23 protein-coding genes are annotated in these 21,374 nt (G+C 60.6%); 17 read left to right on the top strand and 6 right to left on the bottom strand.

What is annotated here, in order from left to right; all coding sequences use genetic code 11:
• Positions 1-62 precede the first annotated feature (62 nt).
• Complete coding sequence (gene rarD / locus ACK83U_RS04105) at positions 63-974, top strand: EamA family transporter RarD (protein WP_112607349.1); 912 nt, start codon at positions 63-65, stop codon at positions 972-974.
• Positions 975-1,001: 27 nt separating this feature from the next.
• Here the strand turns inward: rarD and ACK83U_RS04100 are convergent, their stop codons facing one another.
• Positions 1,002-1,625: a TIGR00730 family Rossman fold protein gene (locus ACK83U_RS04100; protein WP_015339326.1), complete on the bottom strand. Its 624-nt coding sequence runs from the start codon at positions 1,623-1,625 to the stop codon at positions 1,002-1,004.
• Between the two features lie 155 nt (positions 1,626-1,780).
• Here ACK83U_RS04100 and ACK83U_RS04095 point away from each other — a divergent pair, with 155 nt between their 5' ends.
• The 6 genes from ACK83U_RS04095 to ACK83U_RS04070 all read left to right on the top strand — a co-directional run bounded on the left by ACK83U_RS04095 (position 1,781) and on the right by ACK83U_RS04070 (position 9,200).
• On the top strand, positions 1,781-3,826 hold the full coding sequence (locus ACK83U_RS04095; RefSeq protein ID WP_112607625.1) for a LysM peptidoglycan-binding domain-containing protein: 2,046 nt from the start codon (positions 1,781-1,783) through the stop codon (positions 3,824-3,826).
• 204 nt (positions 3,827-4,030) lie between these two features.
• Entirely contained in the window at positions 4,031-5,917 is a 1,887-nt protein-coding gene (locus ACK83U_RS04090; RefSeq protein WP_112607351.1) for an ABCB family ABC transporter ATP-binding protein/permease, read from the top strand.
• 128 nt (positions 5,918-6,045) lie between these two features.
• Positions 6,046-6,744, top strand: a complete 699-nt coding sequence (locus tag ACK83U_RS04085) for an acid phosphatase (protein WP_112607353.1) — start codon at positions 6,046-6,048, stop codon at positions 6,742-6,744.
• Positions 6,745-7,050: 306 nt separating this feature from the next.
• Positions 7,051-7,749, top strand: coding sequence for a phosphatidylserine decarboxylase (locus ACK83U_RS04080; protein ID WP_015339322.1), 699 nt, complete (start codon positions 7,051-7,053; stop codon positions 7,747-7,749).
• 122 nt (positions 7,750-7,871) lie between these two features.
• The gene (gene pssA / locus ACK83U_RS04075; RefSeq protein WP_112337946.1) at positions 7,872-8,732 is read left to right on the top strand and encodes a CDP-diacylglycerol--serine O-phosphatidyltransferase; all 861 of its coding nucleotides are present in this window, start codon (positions 7,872-7,874) and stop codon (positions 8,730-8,732) included.
• Between the two features lie 327 nt (positions 8,733-9,059).
• Positions 9,060-9,200, top strand: a complete 141-nt coding sequence (locus tag ACK83U_RS04070; RefSeq protein ID WP_015339320.1) for a hypothetical protein — start codon at positions 9,060-9,062, stop codon at positions 9,198-9,200.
• 75 nt (positions 9,201-9,275) lie between these two features.
• Here ACK83U_RS04070 and ACK83U_RS04065 read toward each other — a convergent pair whose 3' ends face one another.
• Both ACK83U_RS04065 and ACK83U_RS04060 read right to left on the bottom strand, forming a co-directional pair.
• On the bottom strand, positions 9,276-10,040 hold the full coding sequence (locus ACK83U_RS04065) for an SOS response-associated peptidase (protein ID WP_112607355.1): 765 nt from the start codon (positions 10,038-10,040) through the stop codon (positions 9,276-9,278).
• Positions 10,041-10,083: 43 nt separating this feature from the next.
• Positions 10,084-10,404, bottom strand: coding sequence for a YnfA family protein (locus ACK83U_RS04060; protein WP_112414602.1), 321 nt, complete (start codon positions 10,402-10,404; stop codon positions 10,084-10,086).
• 162 nt (positions 10,405-10,566) lie between these two features.
• Between ACK83U_RS04060 and ACK83U_RS04055 the strand changes: the two genes are divergently transcribed.
• From ACK83U_RS04055 to ACK83U_RS04025, 7 genes are all read left to right on the top strand, one after another.
• The gene (locus ACK83U_RS04055; protein WP_112607357.1) at positions 10,567-10,986 is read left to right on the top strand and encodes an NUDIX hydrolase; all 420 of its coding nucleotides are present in this window, start codon (positions 10,567-10,569) and stop codon (positions 10,984-10,986) included.
• A gap of 94 nt (positions 10,987-11,080) precedes the next feature.
• On the top strand, positions 11,081-11,515 hold the full coding sequence (locus tag ACK83U_RS04050) for a TIGR02301 family protein (RefSeq protein WP_183710537.1): 435 nt from the start codon (positions 11,081-11,083) through the stop codon (positions 11,513-11,515).
• Positions 11,516-11,619: 104 nt separating this feature from the next.
• Entirely contained in the window at positions 11,620-11,877 is a 258-nt protein-coding gene (locus ACK83U_RS04045; RefSeq protein WP_015339315.1) for a hypothetical protein, read from the top strand.
• Positions 11,878-11,893: 16 nt separating this feature from the next.
• Positions 11,894-12,652 carry a hypothetical protein gene (locus ACK83U_RS04040; protein WP_112607361.1) on the top strand — a complete coding sequence of 253 codons (759 nt, stop codon included), beginning with the start codon at positions 11,894-11,896 and terminating at the stop codon, positions 12,650-12,652.
• 177 nt (positions 12,653-12,829) lie between these two features.
• Positions 12,830-13,669 carry a YgfZ/GcvT domain-containing protein gene (locus ACK83U_RS04035; RefSeq protein WP_112607365.1) on the top strand — a complete coding sequence of 280 codons (840 nt, stop codon included), beginning with the start codon at positions 12,830-12,832 and terminating at the stop codon, positions 13,667-13,669.
• Positions 13,666-14,283 carry a YfbR-like 5'-deoxynucleotidase gene (locus ACK83U_RS04030; RefSeq protein WP_112337952.1) on the top strand — a complete coding sequence of 206 codons (618 nt, stop codon included), beginning with the start codon at positions 13,666-13,668 and terminating at the stop codon, positions 14,281-14,283. The genes ACK83U_RS04035 and ACK83U_RS04030 overlap by 4 nt, the downstream gene beginning before the upstream one ends.
• On the top strand, positions 14,280-14,798 hold the full coding sequence (locus ACK83U_RS04025) for a tyrosine phosphatase family protein (RefSeq protein ID WP_112607367.1): 519 nt from the start codon (positions 14,280-14,282) through the stop codon (positions 14,796-14,798). Before ACK83U_RS04030 ends, ACK83U_RS04025 begins: the two co-directional genes overlap by 4 nt.
• 115 nt (positions 14,799-14,913) lie before the next feature.
• Here ACK83U_RS04025 and ACK83U_RS04020 read toward each other — a convergent pair whose 3' ends face one another.
• On the bottom strand, positions 14,914-15,426 hold the full coding sequence (locus ACK83U_RS04020; RefSeq protein WP_112607369.1) for a superoxide dismutase family protein: 513 nt from the start codon (positions 15,424-15,426) through the stop codon (positions 14,914-14,916).
• A gap of 149 nt (positions 15,427-15,575) precedes the next feature.
• Positions 15,576-15,914 carry a hypothetical protein gene (locus ACK83U_RS04015; RefSeq protein WP_112414598.1) on the bottom strand — a complete coding sequence of 113 codons (339 nt, stop codon included), beginning with the start codon at positions 15,912-15,914 and terminating at the stop codon, positions 15,576-15,578.
• A gap of 291 nt (positions 15,915-16,205) precedes the next feature.
• Here ACK83U_RS04015 and ACK83U_RS04010 point away from each other — a divergent pair, with 291 nt between their 5' ends.
• The 3 genes from ACK83U_RS04010 (at position 16,206) to ACK83U_RS04000 (ending at position 20,535) form a co-directional block, all read left to right on the top strand.
• A complete protein-coding gene (locus tag ACK83U_RS04010) occupies positions 16,206-18,953 on the top strand; it encodes a DUF2339 domain-containing protein (protein ID WP_412474792.1) in 2,748 nt (915 codons plus the stop codon).
• A 70-nt stretch (positions 18,954-19,023) separates the two neighbouring features.
• Positions 19,024-19,677: an HD domain-containing protein gene (locus ACK83U_RS04005; protein ID WP_405047961.1), complete on the top strand. Its 654-nt coding sequence runs from the start codon at positions 19,024-19,026 to the stop codon at positions 19,675-19,677.
• 9 nt (positions 19,678-19,686) lie between these two features.
• A complete protein-coding gene (locus ACK83U_RS04000; protein ID WP_112607371.1) occupies positions 19,687-20,535 on the top strand; it encodes an MOSC domain-containing protein in 849 nt (282 codons plus the stop codon).
• Positions 20,536-20,560: 25 nt separating this feature from the next.
• On the opposite strand, the gene recO is transcribed toward ACK83U_RS04000, so the two are convergent.
• Positions 20,561-21,340 carry a DNA repair protein RecO gene (recO, locus tag ACK83U_RS03995; RefSeq protein WP_112607373.1) on the bottom strand — a complete coding sequence of 260 codons (780 nt, stop codon included), beginning with the start codon at positions 21,338-21,340 and terminating at the stop codon, positions 20,561-20,563.
• Positions 21,341-21,374: the final 34 nt, after the last annotated feature.

Genomic DNA, 21,374 nt, shown 5'->3' with positions numbered 1-21,374 from the left:
TAGCCATGCCGCATGCATTGGGGTAATCCCGTCTTAAATAACAGAGAATGACGGGAAAATTCATGGCCACCGACGCGGTCAAACCTGAAATCAAGAACAACGATGCAGTCCGGGGCTTCGGCTTTGCGATGACGGCCTACCTATTCTGGAGCATACTGCCGCTCTATATGAAGGCGCTGGCGCATATTCCGGCTTTCGAGGTCATCGCCCATCGTATCGTCTGGTCGGTTCCCGTCGCCGGCACAGTGCTTCTGGCGCTAGGACGCATGGGGGACGTGAAGGCGGCGTTTCGCAATCCACGCACAATCGCCATGGCGTCACTGACGGCGACGCTCGTCACCATCAACTGGGGAACCTATGTCTGGGCGATCGGCGCCGGCCATTCGCTCGATGCCGCCCTCGGTTACTTCATCAATCCGCTATTCAGCATTGCGCTCGGCGCCATCCTGCTCAAGGAAAAGCTGGCGCCGACGCAGATCGTCGCGATCTGCCTTGCAGCCGCCGCCGTCATCATTCTGACGGTGAAAGCCGGCACCCTGCCCTGGGTCGCGTTGTCGCTGACCTTCTCCTGGGGCTTCTATGCCTTTTTTCGCAAGACCCTGCCTGTGGGAGCCAATCAGGGCTTCTTCATCGAGGTGCTGCTGCTCTGCATCCCGGCAGCATTTTACATCTTCTATCTGGAAGCGCGCGGGGAAGGCCACTTTTACCAAACCGGCATTTCGGATACCGCGCTTCTGCTCGGCTGCGGGCTCGTGACGGCGCTGCCGCTGATGATCTTCGCCAACGGCGCGAAGCTTCTGAGAATGTCGACCATCGGCATCATGCAATACATCGTGCCGACCATGGTCTTCCTGATCGCCGTCTTTCTGTTCAAGGAACCCTTCGGCACGACGCAGCTCGTTGCATTTTCGCTGATCTGGGCCGGTCTCGTGCTCTACAGCTGGTCGATGCTGCGTCAGAGTAGAGGAGGCTAACCAGCGGGCCTGTTAGCAGATCCCCAGTCAAAGCTTGGAAATGACGGCCTCTTCGCCGCCGCGATCTCCGGGAACCTCCGCAGCGTGCTTGCGGATGGCCGGGATAATATCGGCGATCTTGTCGATAACCAGCGGCTGGACGCGGTGGGCGGTATGGACGAAGCCCTCTTCCGTCATATGGCGGATGAGTTCCATCATCGGATCCCAGAAACCGTTGATATTGGCGAAGACCATCGGCTTTTCGTGACGGCCGAGCTGACCCCAGGTCATGATCTCCACGATCTCTTCCAAAGTGCCGATGCCGCCCGGCAATGCCACGAAAGCGTCGGCGCGTTCGAACATGCCGTGTTTGCGCGCATGCATGTCAGGCGTTATGATGAGCTCGTCGAGCTGACCGAGCGAATGGCGCGTCGCTTCCATATCGACGAGGAATTCCGGAATGATGCCGGTAACCTGACCGCCGTGCGATAGCACGCCGCTCGCGACAGCGCCCATGATGCCCTTCGTTCCGCCGCCATAGATCAGGCGCAGGCCGTTTTCGGCAATGCTTTTGCCCAATTCGCGGCCGGCAGCCATGTGGGAGGGATCGCGCCCCGGCCGTGAGCCGCAATAGACGCAAATGGTTCGAATTGGCGTGGAATCGTCGGTCATGGATGCAAACAACTATGCTGCAGATGCTCAGTCAAGATTTTTCAAAGGAAAACTTGTGCCGGGACATGCGAAAATGGCTGAGAAAGCTTGTAAAAGCAGCCGAAATCGCTAGCAATTTCAGGAGTTGCGACGACTTCGCCGCGTGGAGATGAATGATGATGAAGAACCCTGCCGGGTGGCTGGCTCTGTTGGTGTTGGCAATTGCAACCCTGTTGATGGTCTTCTTCGTGATGCCGCGCATCAACGGCGACAAGACCCCGATCGGCGATGCGGTCAATCAAGCCAGCAACACGGTGAAGAACACCATCGACCAAAACGCGCAGAAGGCCGGCGAGACTGCACAGAACGCGACCAAAACCGCGCAGAATGCCGCCAACACCGCAGATCTCACCAAGAAACTGACCGAGCTTACGGGTGCGGCAACCACCTCGCTTGCCGATCTCAAGGCGCTGTTCAAGGATGGCAACACACCGTCCCAGGATACCTTCACGGCCGCAAAGACGAAGGCAACCAACGCCCTGCAATCGATCGTCGGCTTCGCGCTTCCTGAGGGAATCGACGCAGCGACCACGGGGCTTGTGAAGAAGGTACAGGACGGCGCTGGCAAGGCGCTCACCATCATCCAGTCTCTCCCCGACAATGCCGCCGAAGCGAGTGCAGCGATCGACAAGGCTTTCGCAGCGCTGACAGGCCAACAAGCGCCCGAGACCAACGCGGCTGCCAATCCTCGCGTACCCTCATTCGACGTGTTGCGCGTCGAGCCGGATGGCTCGACGGTTATCGCAGGCTCGGCGGAGCCGAATGCCAAGCTAGAAATCGTCGACGGCGAAAAGGTCGTCACCACCACCAATGCCGGCCCGAGCGGCGACTTTGCGGCCGTGCTCGACAATCCGCTGCCGCCTGGGGACCACGAACTGGTGCTGCGCGCTACCGGCAAGGACGGCAAGGCTGTCAATTCCGAGGAAGTCGCCACTGTCTCCGTGCCGAAAGACAATTCCACCCAGGTCCTCGCGATGGTGTCCAAGCCAGGCGCTGCAAGCCGCATCATCACCGCGCCTTCCGCCAAGCAGGGCCGCGTGACCGCCGGCGAACAGGACGCGTCCGCAGCCGACACTCAGGCCAAAGCGACGGATAAGCCGGCAGCCACGGCAGATGCCAAGCCGCAACAAGACGGTACCACGGTTGCATCCGCCAATCCTGCGGCAGGCACGGCAACGCCGTCGGCAGCAAAGGTGGAGGCGGATCAAGACGTCGTGGTCAATGCGGTTGAGATCGAAAACGACCATATCTTCGTTGCCGGCACCGCGAAGCCGAATGCCAAGGTCCGCGCCTATGCCGACGACAAGCTGATCGGTGAGAACGTCGCGGGTGCGGACGGTCACTTCGTCGTAGACGGACCCATGCCTCTGGCCGTCGGCGATCACAAGATCCGCGTCGATGTGCTTGACGGTGCCGGCAAAGTCGTGGTGCGGACCAGCGTCAACTTCACGCGCCCCGAGGGCAATCAGGTGACGGTTGCGGCGCAGACGCCCGCCGCCAATGGTCAAGCGCAAGCGACCACGGCAAACATGGTACCGCTCGACGAGGGCGAGCTTGCCAAGCTCAAGGAAGGCGCCGGCAAGGCTTTCGCGCTGCTGAAGGGCCTCTTTATCGACGGTAAGCAACCGAATACGGAGCAGCTCGCAGCCGCCCGCTCCGGCACGGAAATCGCGTTGAAGTCGCTCTCCGAATTCCGGCCGACCATCAGCGCCAGCGCCGCGCTCAAGAAGGCTGCGGCCGATGCCTCCAGCGTGGCCGGCAAGGCGCTAGCTGCTCTCGTCGCCTTGCCGAAGGACCCGAAGTCGGTCGGCGCCGCGCTGCCTGGACTCGAACAGATGATCGCCGTTATCACGGCGCCGGCGCAGACGGCGCCAGCACAGCCGAATGCCGAAGTCTCGTCCAACGAGCCGAAAACGCTCGAGCAGGCACCGCTGTCGCAGGACACCAATGCCGTCATTATCCGTCGCGGCGATACGCTGTGGCAGATCTCGCGCCGCATCTACGGTGCGGGAGTGCGCTATACGACGATCTATCTGGCCAATGAGGACAAGATCAACAATCCGGACCGGATCCTGCCGGGGCAGGTCTTCGGTCTGCCGAAGGATGCATTGCCGAATGCCGAGGCGCTTCATCGCAAGCGGCTTTCGGGCGAGCATCTCTAGCAGCAACAACGTTGCGTTGCGAACATTGGCAGCGGCCAGGTGCATCAACACCTGGCCGCTGCTTTTATACGGCATGAAAATAGTATAAGCGTCCCCCGACCCCATAGCCTTCGTGCAATGGCCATGTCTTGGCTGTGAAGGCTTGCCAGTCGGCTGTGCAAACGCTGCCACGCCCGGCTGCCCAATTATTCGCCGGAGACGGACATGGCAGGCCAGAAGAAAACCATATCGGCGGATTCCAGCAATCCATTGAACACAATCGTCAATCTCTGGCCCTATATGTGGCCGAGCGGGCGCATGGATCTGAAGATGCGGGTGGTCTGGGCGACCGTCTTCCTGCTAGTCTCGAAATTCTTCCTGCTGCTGGTCCCCTACTTCTTCAAATGGTCCGTCGACGCGCTGAACGGCAAGCTCGACATGCAGGGCATTCTGCCTGCCTTTTTGGTCGGCGCTGTCGCCTTGATCATCGCCACGAACGCGACGCGCCTGATCCAGCTCGGCCTCAACCAGCTGCGCGACGCGCTGTTTGCGAGTGTCGGTCAGTATGCGGTGCGCCAGCTCGCCTACAGGACCTTCGTGCACATGCACGAGCTCTCGCTGCGTTTCCATTTGGAGCGCAAGACCGGCGGCCTCTCGCGCATCATCGAGCGCGGCACCAAGGGCATCGAGACGATTGTCCGCTTCACGATCCTCAACACGTTTCCGACCTTCATCGAATTCCTGTTGACCGCGATCATCTTCTGGCGCGGCTACGGCTTTTCCTATCTTGCAGTCACGGCCGTCACGGTCTGGCTCTATATCTGGTTCACCGTCAAGGCGAGCGACTGGCGCATCTCCATCCGCCGGACGATGAACAACAGCGATACCGACGCCAACACCAAGGCGATCGATTCGCTGTTAAACTTCGAGACGGTCAAATATTTCGGCAACGAGGAGATGGAAGCCAAACGCTTCGATCAATCGATGGAGCGGTATGAAAAGGCAGCCACCAGCGTCTGGACGTCACTCGGGTGGCTGAACTTCGGTCAAGGCTTGATCTTCGGCCTCGGCACGACGGTGATGCTAGTCATGTCCGGCTTGTCGGTCCTGAACGGCCAACACACGGTCGGTGACTTCGTCTTTATCAATGCTATGCTGCTGCAGCTTTCCGTGCCGCTCAACTTCATCGGCTTCGTCTATCGCGAAATACGCCAGGGCCTGACCGATATCGAGGAGATGTTCGATCTGCTCGAGGTTAAGCCCGAGGTGGTCGATGCGCCTGACGCCAAGGAACTTGTCATCGGTAGTGGCGCGATCGCGTTCAAGGACGTGCATTTCGCCTATGATCCGGCCCGGCCGATCCTGAAGGGCATTTCTTTCGAAGTTCCGGCAGGCAAGACCGTCGCTGTCGTCGGGCCTTCAGGCGCCGGAAAATCAACGTTGTCGCGCCTGCTTTATCGTTTCTACGATGTGCAGAGCGGTACGATTACCATCGACGGCCAGGATCTGCGAACCGTCACGCAGAAGAGCCTGCGTAAGGTCATCGGCATGGTGCCGCAGGATACCGTGCTTTTCAACGACACCATCGCCTACAACGTCCGCTATGGCCGGCCGGGCGCAAGCGAGGCGGAAGTGACGGCGGCCGCGGAGATCGCGCAGATCGGCGATTTCATCCGTCAACTGCCGGAAGGCTTCGAGACCAAGGTTGGCGAACGCGGTCTCAAATTGTCTGGCGGCGAGAAGCAGCGCGTGGCGATCGCGCGCACCGTTCTTAAATCGCCGCCCGTTCTGATCCTCGACGAGGCGACCTCTGCGCTCGATACGACGACCGAACGCGAAATACAGGCCGCCCTCGACGTCGTCTCCAAGAACCGCACGACGCTTGTCATCGCTCACCGCCTGTCGACCGTTATAGGCGCAGACGAGATCATCGTGCTGAAAAGCGGCGTCATCGCCGAGCGCGGCACACATGCCGAGCTGCTGGCACGGAACGGGCTTTATGCGTCCATGTGGAACCGCCAGCGCGAGGCGACGCAGGCCGAGGAGCATCTGAAGCAGGTGCGCGAGAACGACGACCTGGGCGTTATCGACCGCCTGGCGCCGGCAAGGTGAAAAACTGCGGATGCATTGAATCCTTTCCCCATGGCAGCACCGAGGCGTAGCGGTTATGCACCGATTTTTGTCACGAGACTGAGATGACAGCTTGCTAGGTACGAGGGTCTTTTGAAGGGAGCCCCCAAATGCGTACTTTTGCCAAAGCTTTAAGCCTGTTGCTCGTCGTCGGCCTGGCCTCGCCGGTTTTCGCCGAAGATGCCAAGCCTTTCGCCGATGCCAAGGAGATCAACCTTCTCGATCTGCTGCCGCCGCCACCCGCCAATGATTCCGCGCAGATGAAGGCGGAGCTCGGCGAAATCCTGACGATCCAGGTGACCCGCACGCCGGAAATGGCGGCTCGCGCCGTGGCCGATGCCGAAGAGAACGTCTGGCGCTTCTCCGACGTCATCGACAATCCGAAATTCACCAAGGAAAACCTGCCGAAGTTTTCGGCCTTCTTCGATCGCGTCGTCGAGACCGAAGGCGCCGTCGTCGATCCCGCCAAGGATGTCTGGAAGCGCCCGCGCCCGCATCTCTACAGCGACCTCGTCAAGCCGATCGTTCCGCTCTCCAAGTCCGGCTCGTATCCGTCCGGCCATGCCACTGTCGGCACGCTGATGGGCATCGTGCTCGCGAATATGGTGCCGGAAAAGCGCGCCGCCATCATGGCGCGTGCCTGGGAATACGGCCATAATCGCATCGTCGGCGGCATCCACTACGCCTCCGATATCGAAGCCGCCCATATTGCGGGTACCGTCATCGCCGAAACCATCATGACGCATGACGATTACAAGACCGAGTATGAAGGCGCCAAGGCGGAACTCCGCGCTGCTCTCGGCCTCTGATTTCCGATCGGCCGACGCAGAACATAGGAGGCCGCCGTCATCGGCGGCTTTTTCATTGCGTCCCACACGGGTTTCCATGGGCTACGCTTTTCAAGTCCGGGGAACGTTGGCATCTTGCTCGACACGGATTGCGTTGAGGACGAGTGTGCGAAAGCATTGCCCATGACAGAGTTTGCCTGTAGTCACGCTCGACTGGTATTCAGAGCAAGACCGCTTATCTTGTTCTCATTCTTTTGACTGGCATGATCTTGACGGAGAACCGGAGCCTGGTTCCTGGCGGGAATGCCCTAACGGAGTAGGCCATAGATGAGCTTGATGAACAGCGTACGCAACGTCATCGTTCCCGTACACAAGGAGGGCTATCCCTTCGTTGCAGGCTTCTTCGTCGCGTCGCTGGTGCTCGGTTGGATCTTCAAGCCGCTCTTCTGGATCGGCCTGATCCTGACGCTGTGGTGCGCCTATTTCTTCCGCGATCCCGAACGCCTGACGCCCCAGGACGATGATCTGGCGATATCGCCGGCAGACGGCAAGGTTTCGAGCGTGCAGATGGTGACGCCACCGGCTGAGCTCAACCTCGGCAGCCAGCCGATGCTGCGTATCTCGATCTTCATGAACGTCTTCGATTGCCATGTGAACCGTTCGCCTATGCGCGGCCGCATCACCAACGTCGCCTATCGCCAGGGCAGCTTCCTCAACGCTGAACTGGACAAGGCCAGCGAACAGAACGAGCGCAACGGCCTCGTGATCGAAACAAAGCATGGCGAAATCGGCGTCGTGCAGATTGCCGGCCTCGTTGCCAGGCGCATTCTTTGTTTCGTTCATCCGAACGAGCCGCTGGATGCCGGCGAGCGCATCGGCCTCATCCGCTTCGGCTCGCGCCTCGATGTCTTCCTGCCGGAAGGTGCTTCGTCGCGCGTTGCCGTCGGCCAGCGGGCGATCGCCGGCGAAACCGTTATTGCCGAATTCGGCTCGGCCAAGGGCGCAACCCTTAGCCGCCGCAGCTGAATCCGAGAGTATTTCCCCCCTAAATTGAGGTACGGAAATACTCTACACCATTGCTTTCACGCAATTCCGGACACAAAACTGCTTCGCGCTTTTGCTGGAATTGCTCTAGGAACACGAGCGAGATGAAGACGCCTTTTCCGCCTTTCGAGCCACACGGGCCCAACGACGAAGCACGCGGACCGCGTCTCCGGGAAATTCCGTTGCGGCTGATCGTGCCGAACATGATCACCGTGCTGGCGATCTGCTCGGGCCTGACAGGCATTCGCCTCGCTTTCGAAAACCGCTACGAGCTCGCCGTCGTGGCCGTGCTGGTCGCCGCTTTCCTCGACGGTATCGACGGGCGCGTCGCGCGGCTGATGAAGGCCACCTCGAAGTTCGGCGCGCAGATGGATTCGCTCGCCGACATCGTCAACTTCGGCGTTGCCCCGGCGCTCGTCGTCTACGTCTTCCTTCTCGATCAGGCCCGTTCGCTCGGCTGGATCGCCGCGTTGATCTACACGATCGCCGCCGGCCTGCGGCTCGCCCGCTTCAACGTCATGGCCGAGCGCGAGCACAAGGCCTCCTGGCAGTCGGAATATTTCGTCGGCGTACCCGCGCCTGCCGGCGCCATGCTGGTGCTGCTGCCTGTTTATCTCGGCTTTCTCGGCGTGACGCCGGACCGCACCTTCGCCTTATGGGGCGCTGCCTACACCGTCCTCATCGGCTTTCTTCTGGTCAGCCGATTGCCGGTATGGTCGGGCAAATCGGAAGGCAACGGCGTAAGGCGCGATCTGGTGCTGCCAATCATGCTCGGCCTTGTCGTCTATGTCGCGCTGCTGATGAGCTATACATGGCATGTCATGGTCGTAACCGTCGTCATCTATTTGCTGTCCCTGCCCTTCGGTGCGCGCTCCTGGGCGAAGAAATACGGCACCTACACCATCAACGGCCCCGCCGATCCTAATGTCGACGATTCCAACGACGACATCGGCCGGCATATCTAACGACGGCATATTAAATTGCCGCGCGGCAGCCCTTCGGCAGCTTCGCTGCGCCGCAACCACAAGTCTGCAAGTCTTCCTTATCAATCAGAGACATGGTGATCGCTCAACGGCGCAATGGGGAGCTGGCGCGGCGCGATATTTCCGCAGATTCAAACATTGCGGCAGTGCGGATTCTACACGAGGTTTCGGCGCTAATCTCTCGAAATATGGTCGTTGTTTACAAAAGCTGATTGGAAAACGCCTTCGATTTGTCATGATTTACGACAAAAACCACTACTCGACTGTGAATCGAAAAATGCTCCGGGGGAGCATGGTGAGGAGTGAAACATGACGCAGAAGAAAGACCAGCCGGCACAACCGCAGGCAAAGATCGACCCCAGCAAGCATTATCGTCCGCTGGGCCTGAAAGCCGTTCTTGCAGCACATCTGATGCTGAAGACGAAGCCTCTTAAGAAGAAGATCGCCTGAGAATAACGTTGCACTCGCCGCCGACCGATACCGGCAGGCAGCACTTCCGATCACTGGCCGCCGAATGGCGGCCGCTCAGAGAAGGCTTAGCTGGCCATCGTCCGGATCCGCCTTCTTCGGCGGTTTTCTGACCGGATCGAGCACTACGGGTGTCTGCACATCCGGCCCCATATTGGCAACTTTGTTGACGCGATCCGAAACCGGGATCGCCTCGAAAAAATCCTCCTGAACCGGCTTCATCAGATCAAGGACATCGCGCGGCTCCTGCGTCTTGCAATCGAGCCAGCGAGCGAAATCCTCCGGTTTGATGACAACGGGCATGCGGTCATGGATGGATCGAATGGCGCTGTTTGCCGCCGTCGTCAGGATCGCACCCGTATCGACCTCGGAACCGTCGGCCGACGACCAGGTTTCCATCAGCCCGGCAAAAGCGATGACGCCGCCGCTGCGAGGCCGAATCCAATAGGCTTGCGACTTCTCGCCGCTTTCCTTCGGCGGTCGATGCCATTCGTAGAAACCGGATGCCGGGATGAGGATACGACGATGGCGCATGGCCGCGCGAAAGGAGGCCTTGCCGATGGCCGTTTCCGCTCGCGCATTGATCAGCAGCGGGAAATCCTTGGGGTCCTTCACCCAGTCGGGCATAAAGCCCCAGCGCACGAGCAGAGCACGGCGATCCGGCAGGTTACTGCCCGGCCGCTGCCTATCGCCCGATATGACGACAAGGATCGGCTGCGTCGGCGCAATATTATAGCGCGCGGGAAATGCCTCGTTCAGCAGGACGCCGAGCGCTTCGCCCACCTGGTCTGCCGTCGATGTCAAAGCGAAACGTCCGCACATGAGGCCTGTGTTGCACCCGAGAAGCGGAGGGTCAAGTCTGATGTCAGCCGCGCGGACCGAAGAGAATGATCCCCGCGCCGGCAAGGCAGATGATGGCGCCCGAAATATCCCACCGGTCCGGCAGCCGCCCTTCGGCGAGCCAGAGCCAGAGAATGGAGGCAACGATATAGACGCCGCCATAGGCAGCAAAGGTGCGCCCCGCCGCCTCGCTTGGCACCAGTGCCAGCAGCCAGGCGAAGAGCGCCAGCGAGACAAGGCCAGGCGCCAGCCACCAGACGGGCTTCGACAGACGCAGCCACGCCCAGAAGGCAAAGCAGCCTGCGATCTCGGCGAGAGCAGCCAAAGCATATAGCCCGTAGATCATCCCCGATCGTTCCCATATTCGATGCATTCAGAATCGCGGCTTCCGCCGGAACGGAGTTAAGGGGCTTTCCCGCGGGACAGCAAGCGGCGTTTCCTGTAGAGATTGGTCGCCGATGACCTTCGTCGTCACACACCGATCTTCCCATCCGATGCAAAGCGACCTATGGCTTCCAATCCCCGCCCTGCCTCCTCTGCCATTCTCGAGCGCAACGGCCGCTTCCTGCTAGTCTTGCGCAGCAATCCGCCGTCCGCCGATATGTACGCCTTTCCGGGCGGGCGGGCCGAAGACGGAGAGACGCCGGCCGACGCGGCACTGCGCGAGTTCAAGGAGGAGACCGGCATCTCAGCCCGCAATCCCCGCTTGTTCGAGACTTACGACCTGCGCTCCCACGCGGCAGACGGGACCCTGACGAGCCACTTCCTGCTCTCGGTCTTCCTCGTGGACGCCGATGAGGATGCCGTCGCCGAGGCTGCCGACGATGCGGCTGCCATCGGCTGGTACACGGTGGAGGAGGTACGCGCCCTGCCCGTTCCGGCCAGCGTGCTCGAATGCGTGGAACGGCTTGCTGCAGAAAACGCATAGCTCGGCCCCGAAATTAACGATGCTGAGCAATATCGGGGTGGAAACCACCTGCCATGCCTTGTTCCCGTCATGCTTGTCCGGTCAACATGGTTACATGATTCATAACAACCTTGGCCGACCGCTTCTGATCTGCATCGCGCTTGCCGCAGCCTTTCCCGCTGCCGCACAGCCGGCAGCAAGCGGGCCGCCGGCACAGGTGCCGGATAGCGGGAGTGCGGAGCAGCCGGTACCCTACGACGAACAGCTGTCGCGGCTCTCCGAAATCCTCGGCTCGATCGACTATCTGCGCAATCTCTGCAGTCCGACGCGCGAGGATGGTTGGCGGGGCGATATGCAGCAGTTGCTCGACACGGAAACTAAGAACGAGCCGAAACGAAGAGAAAGACTGATTGCGGCTTTCAACCGTGGGTATCGGTCCTTTGCGTCGGTTTACACGAATTGCACGCCGCAGGCCCGCACTGCGGAAGAGCGATACCGTAACGAAGGTGCAACACTGGCAACAGAAATCACCGCGCGCTTTGGAAATTGACGATTTATTAACCTCTTTTGACAGCGAGCCGTGTCGTTTTGAGAAAAGGCTGATAAAGTTATTAAGCAAGTGGTAAGGACATGAACGTCTCGAGGAAAGAAACAATGGAAGCCAGCCTGAACGAAATCGACGACATGATCGTTCATGAAAAGATGCAGGCAGCGCTGGAATACCAGAACGAAGCCTGGGCAGACGGTATGGCTGACGGCATCGAGCCTGAAATCATCGCCGACGCCGCCATTGCCCATGCAATTCGCGAGACGATCAGGATTCAGGGGGAACAGGGCGCCGAAGCCTTGCTCGAATCGCTGCGTGAACGCATGCTCGCTGGTGAATTCTCTCCGAACCGGACCCTGCAATAACAACCAGAGATTGCTTATGCGTATCTTTCCAGGCAATGCGCTCATCTGTTCCATTGCCTCCTTCGCTGCCGTAACCCTGTTTTTGGGCAGCGTGGCTCTGCCCATTCCGGCTAGCGCCTTTTCTCAGCTCAATCCGCCAGCCCCCCAGGCGAGAGATACAGCAAAGTCCGCGCAACAGAAAAACGAGAAACCGATCGAGCAGGCGCTGGAAGCACCTGCCAACAATGCGCTGCCGGCGCCTGAGCCCTTGATCAACAAGCAGGCTGCACAGAGCAGCGGTGGCGCTTCCAGTACCGGCAAATCGGTCGAATTCCTCTTCGATATCGACAAGGCGCCCGAGCCAGTAAAGAAGCTCCGTACCGCGATCGTCGAGGCTGCCGCTTCCGGCGATCTTGAGCGTCTGCGCCCGCTGATGAACATCGGAGGAGGCCTGAAACAGACCCAGGTTACGGCCGACGATCCCGGCGAAGATCCGATCAAGACGCTGCATGACCTTTCGGGCGATCCCGACGGCATAGAAATCCAGTCCATTCTCCTCGACATCATGTCGTCAGGCTTTGCCCATGTCGGCCAGGGAACCCCGGATGAGGTCTATGTCTGGCCCTATTTTGCCGAGAAGGACATCAAGACCCTCTCCACGCCGGAGAAGGTCGACCTGATGCGTATCGTGACGGCCGGCGACTATGCCGACATGCAGGAATTCGGCGGCTATAATTTCTATCGCGTCGGCATCACGCCGGACGGCCGCTGGAAATTCTTCACCTCGGGCGAATGATCCGACCGGAGAACTTGCGGTTCTTCGCTGAAGGCCCTACCTCTGCGTGATGAAGCATGTCGCGCAAAAGTGCACAGCGGTTTTGTGACAACGACATGCGCAAGAACAAAGACTTGAAGCGCCGGAAGCGAGTCTTAGAGATCGCAACGTGCTTCAGGCCAAATCAGCGGAACCATCATGCCAGCCGTATTCCTCAGAGAGCGCTCGTTCATCCGCATCACCGGCGCGGAAGCAGAAGCGTTTCTGCACAATCTCATCACCACCGATCTCGTCTGGCTTGGCGCCGATGAGGCTCGCCCCGGCGCGTTGCTGGCGCCGCAGGGCAAGATCCTGTTCGACTTCATGATCTGGCGGGATGGTGCAGAGTTTTTACTCGAAACCGACACGGCACAGCGGGAAGGTCTGCTGAAGCGGCTCACCATGTATCGACTGCGCGCCAAGGTCGATTTCGTCGCAGAGGATACCCAGGGGGTCACGGTCGCATGGGGAGATAATGCGACGCACGGGCCAAAGGACAGCCGCTTCGCCAAGGCCGGGATTGTGCTGAGCCGGACGCCCGGCGAGCACGGCAGCGACCCCGATACGCTCTATGACGCGCTGCGGATCGCCAACGGTATTGCCGTTTCCGGCCGCGATTTCGCATTGCAGGACGCGTTTCCGCATGATGTGCTGATGGATCTGAACGGCGGCCTTGGCTTCCGCAAGGGCTGCTATATCGGCCAGGAAGTGGTTTCGCGCGTGCACCACCGCGGCACGGCGCGCAGGCGCGTCGTCATCGTCAGCGGCGGCGCCGAATTGCCCTCCTCCGGCACGGAATTGACCGTCGGCGGCAAGCCGATCGGAACTCTCGGCTCGACCGCCGGCAATATGGGCCTTGCCATCGTCCGTATCGACCGGGCCGGCGAAGCCATTGCCGAAGAAGCTCCGATAAGGGCTGGCGATATCGACGTCACCGTGTCTCTGCCGGCCTGGTCCGGCCTCTCCTTCCCCGCCCGCGCCGACGAGGCGTCGGCATGACATCGGCGACGACTGCGCGCGCCTGGCAGCGCATGTTATCCGGGCGCAGGCTCGACCTGCTGGACCCGTCGCCGCTCGATGTCGAGATCAGTGACATTGCGCATGGGCTTGCCCGTGTCGCGCGCTGGAACGGCCAGACCTCCGGCGACCATGCCTTTTCGGTGGCGCAGCATAGCCTTGTGGTGGAAGCGATCTTTCGTCATCTCAACCCGGCAACGCCGGACGAACTGCTTGCCGCCTTGCTGCATGATGCACCGGAATATGTGATCGGCGACATGATCTCACCGTTCAAGTCCGTCGTCGGCGGCGATTACAAGGTCGTGGAGAAACGGCTCGAAGCAGCCATCTACCGGCGCTTCGCCCTGCCTCCGCATTGCGCGCCGAAGCTCAAGGAAAAGATCAAGAAGGCCGACACGATCTCTGCATATTTCGAGGCGACGCTGCTTGCAGGCTTCACGCCCGATGAAGCCCGCAAATTCTTCGGCCAGCCGCGCGACATCACACGCGAGATGCTGCCGATCGAGCCGATGCCGGCAATCGAGGCGCAGCGGCTGTTTCTGAAGCGCTTCGAAGCGATCGAGGCGGAGCGCGCTGCCATGAGGGTTGGGGCGTGACCAGGATCGTCGTATCGCCGCTCGCCCGCATTGCCGAAATGGCCGTTCATCATGGCGCGCGCGAAATGATCAGCCTTATGGCCAAGGAGCACAGCTTCCACCGCCCAGCGGTCATCCAGGCGGATCGGCATCTGCTGCTCCATATGAACGACATCAGTTTTGCCGGGACAGGCGATCTCGTCGCTCCACAGGAGGCGCATGTTCGCGCGATTATCGATTTTGCCTCCGGCTGGGATCGAAGCGCGCCTTTGCTCATCCATTGCTGGATGGGCGTCTCCCGCTCGCCGGCGGCGGCGCTGATCGCGGCTTTGACCGTTCACCCCGAGCAAGACGATTTAGTGCTGGTGCGTCGGCTGCGGGTAAGCTCGCCATTCGTCACGCCGAACGCCCGACTGGTCGCCATCGGTGATGAGCTGCTGGGACGCCAGGGGCGCCTGGTCGCCGCAGTCAAAGAGATCGGCCGCGGCGCCGATGCCGACGGCAATGCACCTTTCACACTGTCCTTGGACAGCTAGCGCGTCGACGGCCATCAAATCATCGCCAGCAGGCACGCCCTCGACAGAAAAATCGCTGCCGGATGCCGACCGCGTCAATAGCTGGATTCACTCTCGATTGTCTGGCCGCCGGCCCCTATTGAATGACGGCACATGCCAGACGCTTGCCCGCACCGCCGACGGGCTGGCTGCGGTAATCGTCGGACTCCGCATGGATCATCAGCGTGCGGCCGCGAATGCCGTCTTTGCCGTTCAGCGATACCATGCCGTTGAAGACCTGGGCGCGCAGCTTGCCATCCTGATCGACATACTGGTTGGGCATATCGCCGGCATGCGGCCCGCTGGCGGCCAGAAAGCCATGTTCCGCCTTTGTGGGATTGAAATGCCCGCCGGCGGACTCGAAGCCGTGCGTATGCTCACACCGGCTATTCTCATGGATATGGAAGGCGACCCAGCGATTGGCGGGCATGCCGGACACTTCCAATTCGATCAGCACGCCCTTTTTACCTTCAGTCAACGTCGCCCGACCGACCTGCTTACCGTCGAGGCCGACAAAATCGGCAGTAGCGGTATTTTGACTTTGGGTTTGTGCTGCCGCGGGCGCGGCTGCGGCAAGAGCGAGAATTGCAACGATCATTATCCGCTTCATGGACCACCCTCCCTGTTCTGCGTGGCTGTTGCCCAACGCATGGCAGGCATGACGGTTCCGGTAACTGGAAAAAATGATCCTACATCAAAATGATAAGGCAGCTTGCCGGTGCGCCGGCAGGCCGCCCTTTCATCGGATGAAAGTACGTATCAGGCCGCTACGCTATCGGCATCATATTGGCCGTAGGTACTGTTGTAGGCATCCATCGGCGACAGCAGATTAAGATCGTAGACGGCATTGGATTCCGGCGACTTTGCCGTAGAGGCAGCGTCGGCGCCCGGCAATTGCATGAGCTTAGCGATCAGGTTACCCAAAGCGCTGTTGGAACCATCGGCAGCAGCACCGGGATCGTCGGCTTCGAGAATGCCGGGGCGCTCGGCCGCCGCGCGCTCCCCTTCGCTCAAAAGACCGTCGTTATTCGCATCAAGGCGCGAGAGCGTGCCACGATACGGATAGGAGCTATTGGATATGGAAGAAACATGGGACATACAAACCTCCTAGGGTAGGAGCCGCCTCATGCGACGTCGTTTGTACTCAATACATTCAGAGCTAAACTAGGAACTGGTATTAAGCTGCTTCGCGCTGCCGGTAAAGACAAATTGTTAATGAGTATTAACCATAGTTCCCAAGCGGCAAATCCGGATTTTCTAATATTGGTTTTGTGATGCCTTGTCAGGCGACGGGGCATAATCCCCTGGAATCATAGGCTAATCCGGCTATCCAGCCTTACTCGATGAACAGTTTCGTATATGGTGCGACGGATTGCCCATGGAGGGGACATGATGGAATTGTTGCCGCTCGTCATCCTGATTGTCGGTATCGTGGTATTGCGGGGCCACAACCTAAGGATAAAGCAGCTTGAGGCGCGCGTTCAGGAGCTGCAAAATGCTCTCGAGGGCAAGGTGCTGACGCCGGATACGGGCGAATCGATTCCGGCGGCTTATGCCGTCGCGCAACCCATGGACGACGAACCGAAAGTCGCGACCGAAGATACTTCCGCGCCCGAAATCGAGGAGCCCGCTCTCGCTGCGCGCAACATTGCGGATGCGGGCCAGGAAGAAGACGCTCCTCTTGCGAGCCAGACCTCCACCCCACCGAAGGAAAGCCTAGAAAGCACAATCGGCGCACGCTGGGCCGTCTGGGTCGGCGGCATCGCCCTGGCACTCGGCGGCATCTTCATGGTCAAATATTCGATCGAGAGCGGCCTTCTCAGCCCCGGCGTGCGTCTGGCTCTTGCGGCACTCTTCGGCCTTGCCCTGATTGCTGCAGGCGAAGTGATCCGCCGCCGCGCCGCGCCGGTTCTGAACAGCGCCTTTCAAAATGCGATGATCCCTGGCGTCTTGACGGCAGCCGGTGTCGTGGCCCTGTTTGGCTCGACCTATGCGGCCCATGCCATCTACGAATTCATAGGCCCTACGACCGCCTTCACTCTTCTCGCGCTGATCTCGCTTGCGACGCTCGGCCTATCGCTGTTGCATGGGCAGGCGCTCGCCGGCCTCGGCCTGCTGGCGTCGATGGCGACCCCTGCCCTCATCGCTTCTACCGCGCCACGTCCCTGGACACTCTTCGGCTATCTCGTTCTGACCTGGCTTGCGACCCTTTTGGCGTCGCGCCTGCGCCGCTGGCTGATCGCGCCATCGCTCGCAAATGGGCTTCTGAGCCTGTGGCCGCTGCTCTACATTACATTCAGCCCGGTCGTGGATCTCGCGCCGGTCACGCTTTCCATGCTGGCCATGATCGGCGGCACCATCTTCTTGTGGCCGGGACGCTATCCAGTCTCAGAAGCGGTGAAGGAAGACGCAACAACGGCACCGGCCGAAGACACGCCCCAGCGAGTAAGCTCCGGTATAGAATGGGCGGCATTTCTTGCCCGACAGCCCCTCGGCATGACGCTGACGGCCGCCATCGGTGCGCTCACGGTATCACTCTGCATCGTCGGCTTCAGCCTTCGATATGGATATCCAATCGTCGATGCGACATTCATGTTTGCGGCGATCGTCGCAGCGGTTGCGGCCTTCGGTGCCGGCCGCCTGCATGCAGCCTGGGCAACGATCCTGTCCGCGCTCGTCGCCGTGGTCGGCACGTCCGGCATTCTGACCAACTGGATCGCCGGGATCGAATCCACGGCGGATGGAACCGCTAGCCTGCAGAGCACGGTGCTCTATGAGGTCCTCGGCCTCGGCGCCCTCTTCGTAGTCATCGGCGCCTTCTTCCTCCGGCGCTTCGCCCAGGCGGAGAAGCCCTATGCCGCTCTCTGGAGCCTTGTCATGGCAGCCACGCCCTTAGCGATCGCGACGATCAGCTTCGTCAACTTCGGCAACTGGACGCTCGACTGGCTGCATGGGCTCTACGGCATCGGACTGGCGCTAGTTCTCATCGGGCTTGCGGAATGGCAGGATCGCAGCGACGGAGAAGAACTGAACCTGCCGACGAACATCCTCGCGGCCGGTTCGTTTGCCGCAGCAGTCTTCGCCCTGCATACGCTTGCGCATCATGCCACCGCGACGATCCTGCTGCCGGTTCTCGGCATCGCCTATCTTTTGGCGGGACGCCTGCGCAATTGGCCCGTTCTGCCATGGACCATGGTTGCCGCGCTTGTCATCACTATGGGGCGCATCGCCTGGCAACCGACGATCGTCGACCCCTCGGAGCTCGGCACGACGCCGCTCTTCAACATGCTGCTTGCCGGCTACGGCATTCCGGCGGCTCTTGCCGTCCTTGCGGCGTTCATCACGCGTCATTCGCCGAGCCTGCGACTGCGCAACACTTTGCAGGCGCTCGCCTGCTTCCTCGTACTGTTAACGATCGCCATTCTCGTGCGCCACGCCATGAACGGCGGCGTTCTGAACGATGCGGCTCCAACGCTCGGGCAACAGTCGATCTATACGCTGCTGGCAATCGGTGCTTCCGCAACGCTGATGGCGCTCGATCTCAGCGCCGCGAGCCCTGTCTTCCGTTACGGCGGCATGGCTCTCGGCGTCATTTCGGTCGCAATGATCCTCACCCTGCATCTGCTGGGACTGAACCCGTTCATGACAGGCGAGAGCACGGGTCGCATCCCACTCTTCAACCTGCTGCTACTCGCCTATCTTCTGCCTGCCGCGGCCTATGGCGGATTGGCGCTCTTTGCTCGCAACCGGCGTCCTCTCCCCTATGTCGCAATGCTGGCTATCGCGGCGGCCGTGATGGCCTTCGCATGGGCGACCTTGTCGGTGCGACGCTTCTGGCAGGGCGAGTACATTCCCTTCTGGAACGGCTTCATCCAGGGCGAGCTCTATTCCTATTCTGTCGTCTGGTTGCTGATCGGCATCGCACTTCTCGGGCTCGGCGCCCGCTTCGAGGCCCGGAGCCTACGCATCGCCTCGGCGGTGCTGGTCTTCATCGCCGTCGTCAAAGCCTTCCTCATGGACATGGCGAATCTCGAAGGCTTCCTGCGGGCACTGTCCTTCATCGGCCTCGGCGCTGTCCTGATCGGTATCGGCCTGTTCTACCAAAAAATCCTGACGCGTAAGAAGGCGACGGAATGATTGCGGCGAATCCATTGACCCGATAGGACAATAAAACCTGCCGACTGATCATCCCGGAGCAAGTGCAGCTATGGACACCGACAAGATGGCGCGGGCTTTCGCCCCGTTCGAAGTGCTGGCTGCGGATCTCATTCCCCACGCCGCGGATGGCGATGACGGTTCGCACGATATCGCCCATATCCTGCGCGTCTTCCGCAATGCCATGGCCATCCAGGCCGAAGAAGGCGGCAATGCGCGCATTCTCGCCGCGGCCGTGCTACTGCATGATTGCGTCGCCGTCGAAAAGAATTCGCCGCATCGCGCGCAGGCCTCGCGGCTCGCGGCCGAGAAAGCTTCGGGCATTCTGCGGCAACTCGGCTGGGCAGACGACGACATTGCCGCTGCTGCGCATGCGATCACCACACATAGCTTCTCTGCCAACCTGCCACCGGAAACATTGGAAGCGAAGATCCTGCAGGATGCCGACCGGCTGGATGCCATCGGCATGGTGGGCGCTGCGCGCTGTTTCTACATTGCCGGGCGTCTCGGCTCCGGCCTGTACGACCCGTTCGATCCGCTTGCGACGGAGCGGCCGCTTGACGACAAGCGCTTCGCGATTGACCATTTCGAGACAAAGCTGTTCAAACTGGCGGATGGATTCCAGACCGAGACCGGAGCCAGGTTTGCCGAAGCACGGCACGACCGCCTGAAAACCGTGCTGGCAATGTTCATAGACGAAATCTGAGGGCCACCCATGCGCGTCAGCGATCTTTTCATCTATCCCCTCAAGAGCGCCCGCGGCATCGCCATTCCGTCGGCAGCGGTCGATGCTTTCGGTCTCGCCGGCGATCGCCGCGCCATGCTGGTCGATCCCTCTGGCAATTTCATTACCCAGCGCGAATTACAGGCATTGGCCCGGATCGACATCCAGCCGGCACCCTCCCATTTGCGCCTGAAGATGGAGGGCAAGCCCGACATCCTAGTGCCGCCGCCGCATCCCGACAACCGTATGGACATCGTCGTCTGGAAATCAGCCGTCAACGCCTCCGTTGCCGACGAGGACACCAACAAGGCGCTGTCGGCATGGATGGGTCGTGAGGTCAGGATGGTGTTCTTCGACAGGCTTGCCAAGCGTATCGCCAGTCCGGAATGGGCGGGACAGGATACGCCCGTCACCTTTACCGATGGCTATCAGATTCTCGTTACCACCACCGGCTCACTGAAGGCGCTCAACGCCAATCTCGCCGCTCACGGCGAAGGCGCGGTCGGCATGGAGCGCTTCCGTCCGAATATCGTCATCGATATCGACGAGGAGTGGCCGGAAGATCGCTGGGCGGCAATCGAGATCGGTGGCATCCGCCTCGATCTCGTCAAACCCTGCTCGCGCTGCATCATGACGACGCAGGACCAGCAGACCGGCTCGCGCGACGTGCCGAACCCGATGCCCGCCATGGGCCGCATCCGCATGTCAGCCGACCGGCGCGTGCCCGGCCCGCTCTTCGGCTGGAATGCCGTGCCGCGCAGCGAAGGCTCGGTGAAGATCGGCGATGCGGTGACGGTGATCGAGGAACGCCCGGAGGGCTGGGCGCTCAAGCGGCGCTAGAAAGCCCCCTTTTCGCGTCCTTCACTCAGCCTTTGGCCACAAGAGTCGGCGATGCCATGGCATCGTCCGGCGAAGCGACGGCAACTGCCTTCAAGGCGGCTTGCATGAAGCCATCGCGAGCTGCAGCGATCTCGATGCCGCGCGGCTCGTAGACATGGCGATGCAGGAAGAAGCCGGTCAGGCGGAAAGCGGCGGAAAGGCTTTCCCGATCCGCGGCGACCGTCGATCCCGTCGAGAGAAATGGCGGCAACGCCAGCATCTTATCCGCCCAGGGCATACCGGCTGCCCGGCAAACGGCACGCCCGGATTTCGGCGAAACGAAAGCCAGATCTTCACGCACGCCAGTTGCTGCGCATTCCGTTAAATCGAGGCCAAAACCAAGATCATTCAATACGGCAAGCTCGAAGCGCACGAAGAGTTCGCCGGCATCGGCAGGATTCTGGAGGTTTTCCAGAATGACATCGAGCGCATCGTAGAGATGTGGATGCGGATCACGCTCCGGCAAGAGCCGCAGCAATGCGGCCATTGCCTGCACGCCATAGACGGCAGTCGCGGTCTCCATCAGCCGAGCAGCCCGGAGCGTGACCGGTTCCATGCGGAATTCGCCGAGGTGTTCATGCAGCCTGGCCCGCCAGGTCACCTCGACGAGATTGCCGGCCTGCAGCACTGGCTGCATGGCGCGCGAGCGACCGGATCGCACCAGCCCCATATGGCGGCCGCGGCCACGCGTCATCACCTCGGCGACGACACTGGTCTCGCCGAGACGTTTGACACCCAGAATGATCGCATGGTCCTGCCATTGCATCGGCCGGCTGCCCCGAAAAATTTCCGCGATTCGA

Origin of the sequence: Rhizobium sp. WW22 (assembly GCF_047041135.1) — a bacterium.
GTDB lineage: Bacteria > Pseudomonadota > Alphaproteobacteria > Rhizobiales > Rhizobiaceae > Rhizobium.
Note: the sequence above shows the minus strand (reverse complement) of the source record. Positions and strands in the feature narration are given on the sequence as shown.

Excerpts from the sequence above, each read along its gene's own strand:
- rarD (WP_112607349.1), top strand. The coding sequence starts at position 63 with ATGGCCACCGACGCGGTCAAACCTGAAATCAAGAACAACGATGCAGTC.
- ACK83U_RS04100 (WP_015339326.1), bottom strand. The coding sequence starts at position 1,625 with ATGACCGACGATTCCACGCCAATTCGAACCATTTGCGTCTATTGCGGC.
- ACK83U_RS04095 (WP_112607625.1), top strand. The coding sequence starts at position 1,781 with ATGATGAAGAACCCTGCCGGGTGGCTGGCTCTGTTGGTGTTGGCAATT.
- ACK83U_RS04090 (WP_112607351.1), top strand. The coding sequence starts at position 4,031 with ATGGCAGGCCAGAAGAAAACCATATCGGCGGATTCCAGCAATCCATTG.
- ACK83U_RS04085 (WP_112607353.1), top strand. The coding sequence starts at position 6,046 with ATGCGTACTTTTGCCAAAGCTTTAAGCCTGTTGCTCGTCGTCGGCCTG.
- ACK83U_RS04080 (WP_015339322.1), top strand. The coding sequence starts at position 7,051 with ATGAGCTTGATGAACAGCGTACGCAACGTCATCGTTCCCGTACACAAG.
- pssA (WP_112337946.1), top strand. The coding sequence starts at position 7,872 with ATGAAGACGCCTTTTCCGCCTTTCGAGCCACACGGGCCCAACGACGAA.
- ACK83U_RS04070 (WP_015339320.1), top strand. The coding sequence starts at position 9,060 with ATGACGCAGAAGAAAGACCAGCCGGCACAACCGCAGGCAAAGATCGAC.
- ACK83U_RS04065 (WP_112607355.1), bottom strand. The coding sequence starts at position 10,040 with ATGTGCGGACGTTTCGCTTTGACATCGACGGCAGACCAGGTGGGCGAA.
- ACK83U_RS04060 (WP_112414602.1), bottom strand. The coding sequence starts at position 10,404 with ATGATCTACGGGCTATATGCTTTGGCTGCTCTCGCCGAGATCGCAGGC.
- ACK83U_RS04055 (WP_112607357.1), top strand. The coding sequence starts at position 10,567 with ATGGCTTCCAATCCCCGCCCTGCCTCCTCTGCCATTCTCGAGCGCAAC.
- ACK83U_RS04050 (WP_183710537.1), top strand. The coding sequence starts at position 11,081 with ATGATTCATAACAACCTTGGCCGACCGCTTCTGATCTGCATCGCGCTT.
- ACK83U_RS04045 (WP_015339315.1), top strand. The coding sequence starts at position 11,620 with ATGGAAGCCAGCCTGAACGAAATCGACGACATGATCGTTCATGAAAAG.
- ACK83U_RS04040 (WP_112607361.1), top strand. The coding sequence starts at position 11,894 with ATGCGTATCTTTCCAGGCAATGCGCTCATCTGTTCCATTGCCTCCTTC.
- ACK83U_RS04035 (WP_112607365.1), top strand. The coding sequence starts at position 12,830 with ATGCCAGCCGTATTCCTCAGAGAGCGCTCGTTCATCCGCATCACCGGC.
- ACK83U_RS04030 (WP_112337952.1), top strand. The coding sequence starts at position 13,666 with ATGACATCGGCGACGACTGCGCGCGCCTGGCAGCGCATGTTATCCGGG.
- ACK83U_RS04020 (WP_112607369.1), bottom strand. The coding sequence starts at position 15,426 with ATGAAGCGGATAATGATCGTTGCAATTCTCGCTCTTGCCGCAGCCGCG.
- ACK83U_RS04015 (WP_112414598.1), bottom strand. The coding sequence starts at position 15,914 with ATGTCCCATGTTTCTTCCATATCCAATAGCTCCTATCCGTATCGTGGC.
- ACK83U_RS04010 (WP_412474792.1), top strand. The coding sequence starts at position 16,206 with ATGATGGAATTGTTGCCGCTCGTCATCCTGATTGTCGGTATCGTGGTA.
- ACK83U_RS04005 (WP_405047961.1), top strand. The coding sequence starts at position 19,024 with ATGGACACCGACAAGATGGCGCGGGCTTTCGCCCCGTTCGAAGTGCTG.
- ACK83U_RS04000 (WP_112607371.1), top strand. The coding sequence starts at position 19,687 with ATGCGCGTCAGCGATCTTTTCATCTATCCCCTCAAGAGCGCCCGCGGC.
- recO (WP_112607373.1), bottom strand. The coding sequence starts at position 21,340 with ATGCAATGGCAGGACCATGCGATCATTCTGGGTGTCAAACGTCTCGGC.